We start from the raw sequence: 12,548 nt of genomic DNA, 5'->3' as shown, positions 1-12,548 counted from the left end.
GCCTCAGGGAGGAGGCGCCTTCGTCATCTTAACAATATCACCAGCCGCGCAGACGGCGTCATAAGGTGGAACTGGATGTACAACAACACAATGCGCTACAGGCGGCTGGCATTGCTGCTGGCCGCTGCCCTTGTCAGTTTTCCCGCCGTTTCACAGGAGGAATTCGCCTGGCAGACCGCTCCCAGCGAGCAGCTACAGGCGCAGCTTACGATAAAAGAAGCCATACTTCGCGCCTTCGCGCGTAACCCCAAAATCGCACAGGCCGCGGCGCAAATCCGCGTCGGCAAAGCCAATCTGGAAGAGGCGCAGAGCGCCTGGTTTCCGCAAATCTCCTTACAGGGCAATGTCGGGCGAAACCACCGTACCGACTCTTCAGGCTCTCTCAACAGTAACGCCGCAGGCGGCGTGAACCTCAAACAGCTGATTTACGATTTCGGCAAAACCGGCGGCAGTATTGACGAGCAGGAAAATCTCTCCGAAGCCTACCGCTTTCAACTCTACGACACCCTGAATCAGGTCGGAATGCAGACGCTGCAGGCATATTTACAGGTGCGCCGCTATCAGAGCCTCGCGGCGGCCGCCGAGCGCAATCTTGAGTCGCTGCGTTCGGTACAGAGCATGGCGGATTTACGCTCTGAGGCCGGGCTCAGTACGCAGTCTGATGTGTTACAGGCGCAAAGCCGCATCGCCGGGATGAACGCCACACTTGAGCAGTACCGCGCCCAGGCGCGCTCCGCGCAGGCGGCGTTAAGTGTGCTTACTGGCGTGGTGGCCGACACGTTGCCGGATCTGCCGGAGGATCTGTTGCGCCAGCCCATTACGCTGAAATCGCTGCCGTATGAACAGACCAACGCGGTGCGTGCGGCCCAGGCCAAACAGCTCGCCGCCGAACAGCGCATTCGCCAGGCGCAGGCCCAGCACTGGCCGACGGTCTCGGTGCAGGCCGGGCGCACGCGTTACCAGAACGATAATTCCAACTACTGGGATGACCAGGTTCAGCTGGTGGTCGATGCGCCCGTCTATCAGGGCGGCGCGGTGAGCGCCCGCGTGGAGGCGGCCGAAGGCGACCGCGCAAGCGCGCGGGCCGATGTCGAGGCGAGCAAGCTTGATATCAACCAGAAAGCGGCTACCGCCTGGGCCGATCTGACCGGTGCCCAGCAGCGTCAGCAGGCAGGCGAGCAGCAGATCGCCAGCGCCGGACACGCGCGCGAGGTGTACCGCGATGAATACCGGCTCAGCAAACGCAGCCTGAACGATCTTCTGAGCGTCGAGCAGGACGTTTTCCAGGCCGACACGCTCGCCATCACCGCCCGCTATGACGCGTGGGATGCCGCGGTGCGCTACGCCGCTGCCGTGGATAACCTGCTCGATATGCTTGGCATTGAACGCGCCCGGATGACCGGGGATACCCTGCCGTCGCTCTGAGCGCGGCATTTTAAGGAGTAGCGATGTCCCAGATCCCTGATACCGAAAGCTGGATCCGCGCCATGACGCGCGCGGCGGGGCGCTTCGGACTGCCTGCCGATGCGCCGGCAGTACGCCAGCAGATGCGCTGGTTTGAAAATTTACCGCTGGCACCGCGACTCGACCGCCTCGCGGGGCTGATGGGCTTACAGGTTCGCCTGACGCCGATAAAAACGATGCGCTGGAACAGCCAGACGCTGCCGGTCATCGTACAACTGGAAGAGGGCGGGCTGATGCTGCTGGAAGCCATCGACGCCGACGGCGTGGTGACCTACTGGCTGAGCGAAGGCGGTGACCTGGTGCGCGAAGAGCCGCTGGAGGAGTTGCTCAAGCGCGTCAAACCGGAGGTGGCGCTGCTCGGTATCGCCGCCCGCGGGCGCGATGCGCGCATCGATGATTTCACCCGCCCCTACGAACAGCACTGGTTCTGGCGTCACTTTCGCCATGCCGGGCGCAAACTTGCGGAGATTTCGCTGGCGTCGATTCTCGGCAACGTGCTGGCGCTCGCGGGCATTTTATTCTCAATGCAGGTGTATGACCGCGTGATCCCGGCGGAGTCGTTCCCGACGCTGTGGGTGCTGTTCTTCGGCGTGCTGCTGGCGGCGCTGTTTGAATTTTTTATCCGCCTTGCCCGCACGCATGTCTCCGACATTATGGGCAAGCATATCGATCTCAATGTGTCGTCGCTGTTTTATGCCCGCGCGATGGCGATTAAAAACGACGAGCGGCCGAAATCCACCGGATCGTTTATCTCGCAGCTACGTGAAATCGATCAGGTGCGCGAGCTGCTGACCTCCACCACCGTCGGCGCGGCGATGGATATTCCGTTCGTGCTGCTGTTTCTTGGGATCATGGCGCTGGTGGGCGGGCAACTGGTGGCGATCCCGCTTATCGCGATCCCGCTGATTGTGATCCCGGGGCTTCTGATCCAGTGGCCAATGGCGAAACTGGCCAAAGAGGGGATGCGCGAGAGCGCTATCCGCAACGCCGTGCTGGTGGAGTCGATCGAGGGCGTTGAGGATATTAAAGCGCTTCAGGCCGAGCCCTATTTTCAGCGCCAGTGGGAGCACACGCACAGCGTGGGCGCGAACATCGGCATGAAGCAGCGCGTCTGGGGCGCGCGCTTAAGCGGCTGGGCCTCGACGGTGCAGCAAATTACTTACGCGGGCATGCTGGTGTTCGGCAGCTATCTGGTGCTCGACGGGCAAATCACCACCGGGACGCTGGTGGCGTGCAGCCTGCTTTCCTCGCGCACGCTGGCACCGCTGATGCAGCTGACGATGGTCTTTTCGCGCTGGCAGCACGCCAAAACCGCCATGAGCGGGCTCAATGAGCTGCTGAAAAAGCCGCTCGATAAAGAAGCGGGCAGCAAGATGGCGCACTGCCCGGTGCTGGCGGGCCACTATCAGTTCCAGGATGTGCAGTACAGTTACGACAAGGAAAAAGGCGATCAGGCGCTGCTGGTGCCGTCGCTTGAGATCAAACCCGGCGAGCGCGTGGCGATCCTCGGCAAAGTGGGCGCCGGGAAATCAACATTGCTGAAACTGCTCTCCGGCCAGGCGCAGGCGAGTAAAGGCAAAGTGATTATCGACGGCGTCGATCTCGCGCATATCGACCCGATGGACGTGCGCCGCCAGGTGGGTTTTTTGTCGCAGGAGTCGCGACTCTTTTTCGGCACGCTGCGCCAGAACCTGATGCTCGGCCACCCCAACGCCACGGATGCTGAGCTGTTGCAGGCGCTGCGTATCAGCGGCGCGCTCTCGATGGTGCAACATGACGCCGCAAGCCTCGACCGGCTGATTAACGAAGGCGGGCGAGGGCTCTCTGGGGGGCAGCGCCAGATGGTGCTCCTGAGCCGTCTGCTGGTGCGTAATCCGCAGATTGTGCTGCTCGATGAGCCGACCGCGTCGATGGACGAACAACTGGAAAGCTACGTCATCCGTCAGCTTCACCAGTGGCTGACCGGTCGCACGCTGGTGCTGGTGACGCACCGCCCGGCGCTGCTGTCGCTGGTTGACCGCGTGGTGGTGATGGAGAACGGCAAAGTGGTGGCGGACGGCCCGCGCGACGCGATTTTGCAGGCGGCGCAGCGTAACAGCAATGTCGCCTCGGTGGCGTAAGGAGCATTGATGAGCCAATTAACGATGCAGGAAGAGCTGGCGCGCCAGGGGCGGTTTTATTCGTCGGTTATCTGGCTGACGCTGGCGGCGCTGGTGCTGTTTTTCGTCTGGGCGTGGTTTGCCACGCTCGATGAAGTGACGGTCGGTACCGGCAAAATCACACCGTCGAGCCGCGCGCAGGTGATTGAGAGCCTGGACGGGGGCATAGTTAACGCGCTGATGGTGCATGAGGGCGACGTGGTGGAGCGCGGACAGATGCTGGCGCGGCTCGACCCGACGCGGTTTCAGTCAAACTACGGCGAGGCGGCGGCGAGAGCGCGGGCGCTGCGCGCGTCCAGCGAGCGGCTGCGCTCGGAGTTGACCGGTGAGCCGCTTCAGTTTAGCGAGGAATCAATGCGCGAACCGGCGCTGGTGGCCCGCGAACGCCAGCTTTATGAATCGCGCCGTCGTAATCTCAACGAGACGCTGGAGAACCTGCAAAAAACCTACAATCTGGTGATGGCGGAGCTGCGCATGACCCAGCCGCTGGTAGCGAAAGGGGCTGCCAGCGAAGTGGAGGTTATTCGTCTGCAACGTCAGGCTGCGGAGCTGAAAGGCAAGATGGATGACGCGCGCAACCAGTTCGCGGTGCGCGCGCGTGAAGAGCAGGTGAAGAATAACGCCGATCTCGACGCGCAGTTGCAGGTGATGGCGGGCAAGGCGGATCAACTCGATCGCGCTACGCTGTTTTCGCCGGTGCGCGGGGTGGTGAAAGATATCCAGGTGACGACGGTGGGCGGCGTGCTCCAGCCCGGCGGTAAATTAATGGAGATCGTGCCGCTGGAAGATCAACTGCTGGTCGAGACGCGCATCAACCCGCGCGATATCGCTTATATCCGGCCGGGGTTACCGGCGACGGTGAAGATCACGGCATACGATTCGTCTATCTATGGCGATCTGAAAGGCGAGGTGGAGATGGTCTCGCCCGACACGCTTCTGGATGAGGTAAAGCGCGATCAGTTTTATTACCGCGTGTATGTGCGCACCAAAAGCGCCGAGCTTAAGAACCGCAACGGCAAGCGTTTCCCGATCCTGCCGGGGATGGTTGCCAACGTAGAGATCAAAACCGGGCAGAAAACGGTGCTCGATTATTTGATCAAGCCGCTTAATAAGGTGAAAGAGGCGTTAAGGGAGCGGTAGGTTGGCGGCCTGATAGTGAGGTGCAGGTGCGCTATTGAGATGGCGGGTGCGCTACGCTTACCCGCCCTACACGCGTATATAGTGTCATCTTGTAGGGTGGGTAAGCGCAGCGCACCCACCGAAGATAACACGTGGCGACATGGTCATACAGGATGGGTAAGCGTAGCGCACCCACCGCGCCCATAAAAAAACCGGCATCTGCCGGTTTTTTGTCGCCAGGCTTAACGCCCCGCGTTTTTCATAATGCGTGCTTTATCAAGCTGCCATTCGCGCTCTTTCAGGTCGGAGCGCTTATCATGCTGCTTCTTACCTTTCGCCACGCCGATTTTGACTTTGCACCATGCGTTCTTCCAGTACAGCGACAGCGCCACCACGGTATACCCATCGCGGTTAATGCGGCCATACAGATTATCCAGTTCGCGCTGGTTAAGCAGCAGCTTACGTGTGCGGGTCGGGTCGCAAACCACATGCGTGGACGCCACGTTCAGCGGCTGGAAGTTGGCACCAAACAGATACGCCTCGCCGTCTTTGAGGATAACGTAACTGTCGCCGATGTTGGCTTTCCCCGCGCGCAGGGATTTAACTTCCCAGCCCTGAAGGGCCAGGCCTGCTTCAAACTCTTCTTCGATGAAGTACTCATGGCGGGCGCGCTTGTTAAGCGCAATGGTGGCTGAGCCAGGTTTGTGTGCTTTTTTCTTGGTCATAGTGCCGCTCAGTATAGGTAATCCGGTCGTAAAACGCACCCCTTTCCCGGGGTGGAAAAGGGTTATCTTAGCATGTCTGCCGGCGAGTTTTTGTTTAATGGATGATAAATGTTATTATTTCTAAGTCGTATGACTCACAGGAAATACTATGCCCCAGATTAGTCGTACTGCCCTGGTGCCTTACAGCGCTGAGCAGATGTATAAGTTAGTGAACGATGTAAAATCCTACCCGGAGTTTCTGCCAGGCTGCGTGGGAAGCCGCGTGCTGGAATCGTCGCCGGGCCAGATGACGGCCGCGGTGGAAGTATCGAAAGCCGGCATCAGCAAGACGTTCACCACCCGCAATACGCTGATCAGCAATCAGAGCATTTTGATGCATCTGGTCGATGGCCCCTTCAAAAAACTGATGGGCGGCTGGAAATTTACGCCACTGACCGAAGACGCCTGCCAGATTGAATTCAATCTCGATTTCGAATTCACCAATAAGCTCATCGAACTCGCGTTTGGCCGGGTCTTTAAAGAACTTGCCTCCAGCATGGTGCAGGCGTTCTCGCAGCGCGCCAAAGAGGTTTACAGTGCCGGGTGAGATTCAGGTGGAAGTGGCGTATGCCCTGCCCGAAAAACAGTACCTGCGTAAGGTAAAACTGCCCGAAGGCGCGTCGGTGGAAGAGGCGATTATCGCCTCCGGCCTGCTGGAGCTGCGTAAAGATATCGATCTGAAAAAGAATAAGGTCGGGATCTACAGCCGTCCGGTTAAGCTTGCTGATACGTTAAATGACGGCGATCGTGTGGAGATTTACCGCCCGCTGATTGCCGACCCGAAAGAGCTGCGCCGCCAGCGTGCCGAACGCGCGGCAAAAAAGTAAGCGGCGAGCCTCGCAACGCATTACTCAATGTCGCCGTCTGGCTCACGCCATAAAGCGGCCAATAAAAAAGGTGCCTGAGGCACCTTTTTCGTTTCAGCATCCGCTGCGATTAACGCTTCGCGTCGAGCTTCGGCTTGTTATCCATATTGGTCAACACACCGTTGCTGTTGAAGGTCAGCGTCAGCGTCTGCTGCGTGACATCTTCGTGACCCGGCTGCTGGCGGAAAACGTAGAACCACGTATTGCTGCCGAACGGGTCCGTCATCATCGGCGTGCCCAGCGCGTAAGCAACCTGCTGTTGCGTCATGCCAATACGGACTTTAGCAATGTCGGTAGACGTCAGGTAGTTACCCTGGTTTATGTCGGGGCGGTAAACCACTCGCTCCAGAGTAGAACAGCCTGCGGTCAACATGAGAAGGACCGCTGCGGCAGCAGTCAGCGTTTTACAGCGCATAGTGATTAGATTCCTTTTCGGGCCCGAGCAACACGCGGCTCATATATAATTAGCCGATGATAATAAACCTTCAGTCAGTTTAAAACCTTAAGGCGCTTCACTATGACCGTAGCGGAGGAAAAAAGTTAGCGCAAAAAGCGATTAAAGCACACCATGCGTTTCTGTTGCTGCTTTTCTGAGCGAAAGCGCGGGGCGCAGAGCCCCGCTGTAGAGAAAATTATGCCGCCAGCAGCTCTTTAGCATTCGCCAGCGTATTGCGCGTCACTTCGCTGCCACCCAGCAGACGGGCCAGCTCCTGCAGGCGCGCTTTTTTATCCAGCGGCTGCATATGGGTTTCGGTCATCGCGCCATCGGTCTCTTTGCTGACAAAGAAGTGGTGATGCCCGCAGCCCGCGACCTGCGGCAGGTGGGTAACGCACATCACCTGAGTGGATTCGCCCAGCTGGCGCAGCAGTTTACCCACCACGGCGGCGGTCGGGCCGCTGATACCCACGTCCACTTCATCGAAAATCAGCGCCGGGGTTTCCATCTTACGGGCGGTGATCACCTGAATCGCCAGCGCGATACGGGAAAGCTCCCCGCCGGAAGCCACTTTTGCGAGCGGCTGCAACGGCTGGCCTGGGTTTGTGGAGACGCGGAAATCGATGCGATCCGCGCCTTCCGCTGTCAGGTGATGCTCTTCAAACAGCACGTCAATGGTGAACTGGCCGTGCGGCATCGACAGCGAATGCATACTGTCGGTGATGAGCTGCGTCAGTTCGCGCGCATACATCACGCGGCTTTCATGCAGCGCGTGCGCTACCGCCAGCGCCTGCTGGTGGTGTTTGTTGACCGCCAGGGTCAACGTTTCCAGGCAATCGGCCTGGTCATCCAGAAGCTGTTGCTCTTCAAGCAGCTTCTGGTGGAACGCGGGCAGCTCTTCCGGGGCGATATGGTGCTTGCGCGCAAGCGTGATTTGACGGGAGATGCGCTGTTCCAGTTCATACAGACGGTTCGGGTCGAGATCCAGGCGTTCGCAGTAGTGACGCAGTTCGTCGCTGGCTTCGCTCAGCTGGATGGCGGCCTCTTCAAGCATGTTCAGCACGCCAGAGAGTTTGTCATCCATGCCGACGAGTTCGGTCACCAGGTTGCGTGCGCTGTAGAGCTGGCTTTGCAGATTGGCATCTTCCGCGTCGGCCAGCAGGTTTAACGCCTGCTGGCTGGTAGAAAGCAGCTGCCCGCTGTTGGCTAAGCGTTTGTACTCTTCATCGATTTGCTCGAACTCACCCGGCTGCGGGTTGAATTCATTGAGCTCTTTTAACTGGTAATGCAGCAACTCAGCACGCGCGGCGCGCTCCTGGCTTTGCTGCTGATGCAGGGCGAGATCGCGACAGCTTTGATGCCACTGGCGGTAGCTCTGCGCCATCTGCGCCATGAGCTCGCCTTCGCCTGCATAGCCATCCAGCAGGCGTTTCTGATGTTCGGGTTTAAGCAGAAGCTGGTGGGCGTGCTGACCGTGAATTTGAATCAGCAACTGGCCGAGTTCTCGCAGCTGCGAGAGCGGCACGGCGGTGCCGTTGATAAAGCCGCGCGAGCGGCCATCGCTGCTGATGACGCGGCGCAGCAGGCACTCGCTGCCGTCTTCAAGCTGGTTTTCTTCCAGCCAGCGCAGCGCGGCGGGGGTGTCTTTCAGCGCGAAGCGGGCGCAGAGATCCGCGCGGCTGGCACCGGCGCGCACCATATCGCCCTCCGCACGGCCACCCAGACACAAACCCAGCGCATCGATCGCAATGGATTTACCGGCGCCGGTTTCGCCGGTGATGGCGGTCATCCCGGCGTTAAAGTCGATTTCCAGTTCACGAACAATAGCGAAATTACTGATGGTTAATTGTGCCAGCATAGCCGCCTTCCTGTATAAACTCACAGAGCTGTAATTGCATACAGTATAAACTGGTTTTATATACAGTAAAGTGGCTGATGCGGGTTTCAGAATAATTTTTTTGACCAACCTAGTTTTGAGCTTAACGTGTTGAAATAGCTGTAATCCTTCGGGTGAATGAGGTTCAGCGGGTAGTCGCAGCGGCGTATAAACACATCTTCGCCTTCCTGGATAGGCAGCGCTATCTGGCTGTCGCAGCTGATTTCGAGATCGCTGCGCATGTTGGAAAAACGCAGGCGAATGGTGCTGCTGCTGTTAATCACCAGCGGACGTGCCGAGAGCGTATGCGGGAACATGGGCACCAGCGTGATGGCATCGAGCGACGGCGTGAGAATCGGGCCGCCTGCCGAGAGCGAATAGGCGGTGGAACCGGTGGGCGTTGAGATAATCAGGCCGTCAGAGCGCTGAGAGAACGCGAATTTTTCATCAATATAGACTTCAAATTCAATCATGTGCGCTACTTTGCCGGGGTGTAAAACCACTTCATTAATGGCGGTGCTGATGCGCTTCTGGCAATTTTTCTGGCAGACCTGCGCCTCCAGTAAAAAGCGCTGCTCGCGGATGTAATGGCCTTCAAGCACGTCCGCCAGCTGCTGCTGGGCGTTGTCCGGGTCGAGATCGGTGAGGAAACCGAGATTACCGCGGTTGATGCCGATGACGCTGATATCGTAGCGCGCCAGAACGCGCGCGGCACCGAGCATATTGCCGTCCCCGCCGACCACGACCGCCAGATCCGCCTGCTGGCCGATTTCCGCCAGCGTCCCGGTGCGGGCATCCGTGAGTTTTAACTCCTCGGCTATCTGCTGCTCGATAATGACGTCGTAGCCGCAATCTAAGAGCCAGCGCCAGAGCATTTCATGCGTCGTCAGCGCGGTAGGGTGGCGGGGATGTCCGACAATACCGATGCAGTTGAAATGGTTATTCATTTTCCTGGTCGTCCTTATAGGCGTGGAAAGGGGGACAATCTGTCTGCTTCCCTTGAAACCCGCAAACTGATCCCCATAATAATCCAGGTTAGCGATACGAATGCATAAACGCGGAGAATTTCATGAGTAGTAAAGAACAGAAAACGCCTGACGGGCAAGCCCCGGAAGAGATCGTCACGGAGCAGCATGAAGAGGTTGAGTCTGTAGAATCTGCCGAATCTGCTGAGCAGGTGGATCCGCGCGATGAAGAGATTGCCCGGTTGCAGTCGGAGTTAACGCAGGCCCAGAACCGCGAGCGCGACACTGTGCTTCGCATGAAAGCGGAGATGGAAAACCTGCGTCGCCGTACCGAGCAGGATATCGAGAAGGCGCATAAATTCGCGCTGGAGAAATTCATCAACGAGCTGCTGCCGGTTATCGACAGCCTCGATCGCGCGCTCGAAGTGGCGAACAAAGAAAACCAGGATATGGCCGCGATGGTGGAAGGGATCGAACTGACCCTGAAATCGATGCTGGACGTGGTGCGTAAGTTCGGTGTGGAAGTGATTGCCGACACCAACGTGCCGCTGGATCCGAACGTGCATCAGGCTATTGCCATGGTGGAATCGGAAGACGTTGCGCCGAACCACGTGCTGGCGGTGATGCAGAAAGGCTATACCCTGAACGGCCGCACCATTCGCGCCGCGATGGTGACCGTCGCGAAAGCGAAGGCGTAAGCCGCGTCGTAATGGACGTAGTAATAAAAAAGGCCAGTCATCGACTGGCCTTTTTTAATGGGGTAACGGTTAGTTGCCTTCCACGCTTTCCCGCAGCGGTTTTACCGGCGTTATCCGCACCTGTTTAATCATATTTTCCTGCACATCAAGAATGTCGATATCGTACTGATGCAGACGCAGGCGAATACCGGCGGAGGGGATCTCTTCCAGCGCTTCGAGAATCATGCCGTTGACGGTGCGGGCTTCTTCTTCCGGTAAGCGCCAGTTAAACGCTTTGTTAAGCTCACGCACGTTGGCACTGCCTTCGATGATAACCGAGCCGTCGTTTTGCGGCGTCACCTCTTCGGCAAGCGTCGGCGACATCGAGGTGGTGAAGTCCCCGACAATCTCTTCAAGAATATCTTCTACCGTCACCAGCCCCTGAATATCGCCATATTCATTAACCACCAGGCCCACTTTCTTTTTATTGCGCTGGAATTTCACCAGCTGGACGCTGAGCGGCGTGCCTTCCGGCACGTAATAAATTTCATCGGCGGCGCGCAGCATCACCTCTTTGGTGAACTCTTTTTTCTCGTTCATCTGCCGCCAGGCCTCGCGGATGCGCAGCATGCCGATAGCGTCGTCGAGGGATTCGCGATACAGCACGATGCGTCCGTGCGGCGAGTGGGTCAGCTGGCGGACGATGGATTTCCAGTCGTCGTTAATATCAATGCCGACGATATCGTTACGCGGCACCATGATGTCGCTGACGCTGACTTTTTCGAGATCCAACACGGAGAGCAGCATGTCCTGATTGCGGCGCGAAATCTGCGAGCGCGACTCATGCACGATGGTGCGCAGCTCATCTTTGCTGAGCGCGGCGCTCACCACGTTATCCGCTTTAATGCCGACCATACGCATCAGCACACGCGTGATCATATTCAGCAGCCAGACCAGCGGCATCATGATGATTTGCAGCGGGCCGAGTAAAAAGCTGCTCGGGAAGGCCACTTTCTCCGGGTAGAGCGCCGCGACGGTTTTCGGCAGGACTTCGGCGAAAACCAGCACCACGAACGTCAGCACGCCGGTGGCGATCGCCACACCCGCGTCGCCATACAGACGCATACCAACGATAGTGGCAAGCGAAGACGCGAGAATATTGACCAGGTTGTTGCCGATTAACACCAGGCTTATCAGCCGGTCGGGCTTACGCAGCAGGCGTTCTACCCGTTTTGCCGCGCGGTTGCCCTGCTTCGACAGGTGACGCAGGCGGTAACGGTTGAGGGTCATCATCCCGGTTTCGGAGCCGGAGAAGTAGGCGGAGACCACCACCATCACGATAAGCGTTACGATGAGTGTGGTGGTTGAGATATGTTCCAACGTATTGTCCTTTGAAGTTTAGCCAGCGAACTGCTGGATAACCCGGCTGCCGAAGTAGGCCAGCGTCAGCAAGGCGGCGCCTGCGACGTTAAACCACACTACGCGGCGGCCGCGCCAGCCTTCATGATAGTGTCCCCAGAGCAGGATGATATAAACAAACCATGCGACGATGGACAGCACCGCTTTGTCGATATTCTCCATGCTGAACATGTTGTGAAGATAGAACAGGCCGGTGCAGAGCGTCAGCGTCAGCAGCACGACGCCCACCTGGGTGATATGGAACATCTTGCGCTCGATACCCATCAGCGGCGGCATGTCGGCGCTGAACACCAGCTTTTTGTTTTTCAGCAGATAGTCTATCCACGCCAGTTGCAGCGCGTAGAGCGCGGCGATAATCAGCGTCGCGTAGGAAAAGAGCGACAGGCCGATATGTACCATCATGCCGGGCGTGGTTTCCAGATGCGTAATGTATTCATTCGGCACGAAGGTCGCGAAGGCCAGGTTGATAAGGGCAAACGCGTAAACTATCGGCAACAGCAGCCAGCCGCGGTTTTTCGAGGCGACAATCGTCATCACGGTGCAGATCATCAGGCTGACCAGCGAACCGACGTTGAGCAGACTGAGATTCTGGCCGCCGCTGCTGTCGTCCGGGAACAGTCGACCTTCCAGCGCCACGGCGTGACAGACGAGCGCTATCACCGCCGAAATTATCGCAAGACGACGCCACGCGCTGTTCTTGCGAAGAAGGCCGGGAATGATAAGCGCCAGGCTTACCGAGTAGGCGACAAGCGCCAGCAGTGAAAAAACAGGCATATAGGATGTCGGATTAGCCAGAAGAGAAA

The 12,548-nt window shown here is 58.1% G+C and carries 12 protein-coding genes; 6 read left to right on the top strand and 6 right to left on the bottom strand.

Annotated features, from left to right (window positions below):
* Nucleotides 1-75: 75 nt before the first annotated feature.
* From G6041_RS11330 to G6041_RS11320, 3 genes are read left to right on the top strand one after another with little or no spacing between them, the layout of a single operon-like run.
* On the top strand, nt 76-1,425 hold the full coding sequence (locus G6041_RS11330) for a TolC family outer membrane protein (RefSeq protein WP_044599831.1): 1,350 nt from the start codon (nt 76-78) through the stop codon (nt 1,423-1,425).
* 23 nt (nt 1,426-1,448) lie between these two features.
* The gene (locus G6041_RS11325; RefSeq protein WP_015386433.1) at nt 1,449-3,584 is read left to right on the top strand and encodes a type I secretion system permease/ATPase; all 2,136 of its coding nucleotides are present in this window, start codon (nt 1,449-1,451) and stop codon (nt 3,582-3,584) included.
* Between the two features lie 9 nt (nt 3,585-3,593).
* Nucleotides 3,594-4,763 (top strand): HlyD family efflux transporter periplasmic adaptor subunit, encoded by a 1,170-nt coding sequence (locus G6041_RS11320; protein ID WP_054628650.1) that lies wholly within the window; start codon nt 3,594-3,596, stop codon nt 4,761-4,763.
* 221 nt (nt 4,764-4,984) lie between these two features.
* Here the strand turns inward: G6041_RS11320 and smpB are convergent, their stop codons facing one another.
* Complete coding sequence (smpB, locus tag G6041_RS11315) at nt 4,985-5,467, bottom strand: SsrA-binding protein SmpB (protein WP_004387953.1); 483 nt, start codon at nt 5,465-5,467, stop codon at nt 4,985-4,987.
* A 148-nt stretch (nt 5,468-5,615) separates the two neighbouring features.
* Here smpB and G6041_RS11310 point away from each other — a divergent pair, with 148 nt between their 5' ends.
* Both G6041_RS11310 and G6041_RS11305 read left to right on the top strand, forming a co-directional pair.
* Nucleotides 5,616-6,053: a type II toxin-antitoxin system RatA family toxin gene (locus tag G6041_RS11310; protein WP_007763442.1), complete on the top strand. Its 438-nt coding sequence runs from the start codon at nt 5,616-5,618 to the stop codon at nt 6,051-6,053.
* Nucleotides 6,043-6,333 (top strand): RnfH family protein, encoded by a 291-nt coding sequence (locus tag G6041_RS11305; RefSeq protein ID WP_004387955.1) that lies wholly within the window; start codon nt 6,043-6,045, stop codon nt 6,331-6,333. The genes G6041_RS11310 and G6041_RS11305 overlap by 11 nt, the downstream gene beginning before the upstream one ends.
* Before the next feature lie 109 nt (nt 6,334-6,442).
* Here the strand turns inward: G6041_RS11305 and bamE are convergent, their stop codons facing one another.
* From bamE to nadK, 3 genes are all read right to left on the bottom strand, one after another.
* Nucleotides 6,443-6,787 (bottom strand): outer membrane protein assembly factor BamE, encoded by a 345-nt coding sequence (gene bamE, locus G6041_RS11300; protein WP_004387956.1) that lies wholly within the window; start codon nt 6,785-6,787, stop codon nt 6,443-6,445.
* A 217-nt stretch (nt 6,788-7,004) separates the two neighbouring features.
* Complete coding sequence (recN, locus tag G6041_RS11295; RefSeq protein WP_041460402.1) at nt 7,005-8,666, bottom strand: DNA repair protein RecN; 1,662 nt, start codon at nt 8,664-8,666, stop codon at nt 7,005-7,007.
* An 86-nt stretch (nt 8,667-8,752) separates the two neighbouring features.
* Nucleotides 8,753-9,631, bottom strand: a complete 879-nt coding sequence (gene nadK, locus G6041_RS11290; protein WP_004387957.1) for an NAD(+) kinase — start codon at nt 9,629-9,631, stop codon at nt 8,753-8,755.
* A 122-nt stretch (nt 9,632-9,753) separates the two neighbouring features.
* On the opposite strand from nadK, the gene grpE reads away from it, so the two are divergent.
* Entirely contained in the window at nt 9,754-10,347 is a 594-nt protein-coding gene (grpE, locus tag G6041_RS11285; RefSeq protein ID WP_012123995.1) for a nucleotide exchange factor GrpE, read from the top strand.
* Between the two features lie 69 nt (nt 10,348-10,416).
* Here the strand turns inward: grpE and G6041_RS11280 are convergent, their stop codons facing one another.
* Entirely contained in the window at nt 10,417-11,706 is a 1,290-nt protein-coding gene (locus G6041_RS11280) for an HlyC/CorC family transporter (protein WP_014728249.1), read from the bottom strand.
* Nucleotides 11,707-11,724: 18 nt separating this feature from the next.
* On the bottom strand, nt 11,725-12,519 hold the full coding sequence (locus G6041_RS11275) for a cytochrome C assembly family protein (protein ID WP_007795757.1): 795 nt from the start codon (nt 12,517-12,519) through the stop codon (nt 11,725-11,727).
* Nucleotides 12,520-12,548: the final 29 nt, after the last annotated feature.

This window comes from Cronobacter sp. HA18003, assembly GCF_011605905.1.
GTDB classification, from domain to species: domain Bacteria; phylum Pseudomonadota; class Gammaproteobacteria; order Enterobacterales; family Enterobacteriaceae; genus Cronobacter; species Cronobacter sakazakii.
The sequence above is the reverse complement of the archived record's forward strand: the minus strand, read 5'-3'. Positions and strand labels throughout refer to the sequence as shown.

What these genes read in the sequence shown, in the direction of transcription:
- G6041_RS11330 (WP_044599831.1), top strand. Translation starts at nt 76, where the DNA reads ATGTACAACAACACAATGCGCTACAGGCGGCTGGCATTGCTGCTGGCC.
- G6041_RS11325 (WP_015386433.1), top strand. Translation starts at nt 1,449, where the DNA reads ATGTCCCAGATCCCTGATACCGAAAGCTGGATCCGCGCCATGACGCGC.
- G6041_RS11320 (WP_054628650.1), top strand. Translation starts at nt 3,594, where the DNA reads ATGAGCCAATTAACGATGCAGGAAGAGCTGGCGCGCCAGGGGCGGTTT.
- smpB (WP_004387953.1), bottom strand. Translation starts at nt 5,467, where the DNA reads ATGACCAAGAAAAAAGCACACAAACCTGGCTCAGCCACCATTGCGCTT.
- G6041_RS11310 (WP_007763442.1), top strand. Translation starts at nt 5,616, where the DNA reads ATGCCCCAGATTAGTCGTACTGCCCTGGTGCCTTACAGCGCTGAGCAG.
- bamE (WP_004387956.1), bottom strand. Translation starts at nt 6,787, where the DNA reads ATGCGCTGTAAAACGCTGACTGCTGCCGCAGCGGTCCTTCTCATGTTG.
- recN (WP_041460402.1), bottom strand. Translation starts at nt 8,666, where the DNA reads ATGCTGGCACAATTAACCATCAGTAATTTCGCTATTGTTCGTGAACTG.
- nadK (WP_004387957.1), bottom strand. Translation starts at nt 9,631, where the DNA reads ATGAATAACCATTTCAACTGCATCGGTATTGTCGGACATCCCCGCCAC.
- grpE (WP_012123995.1), top strand. Translation starts at nt 9,754, where the DNA reads ATGAGTAGTAAAGAACAGAAAACGCCTGACGGGCAAGCCCCGGAAGAG.
- G6041_RS11275 (WP_007795757.1), bottom strand. Translation starts at nt 12,519, where the DNA reads ATGCCTGTTTTTTCACTGCTGGCGCTTGTCGCCTACTCGGTAAGCCTG.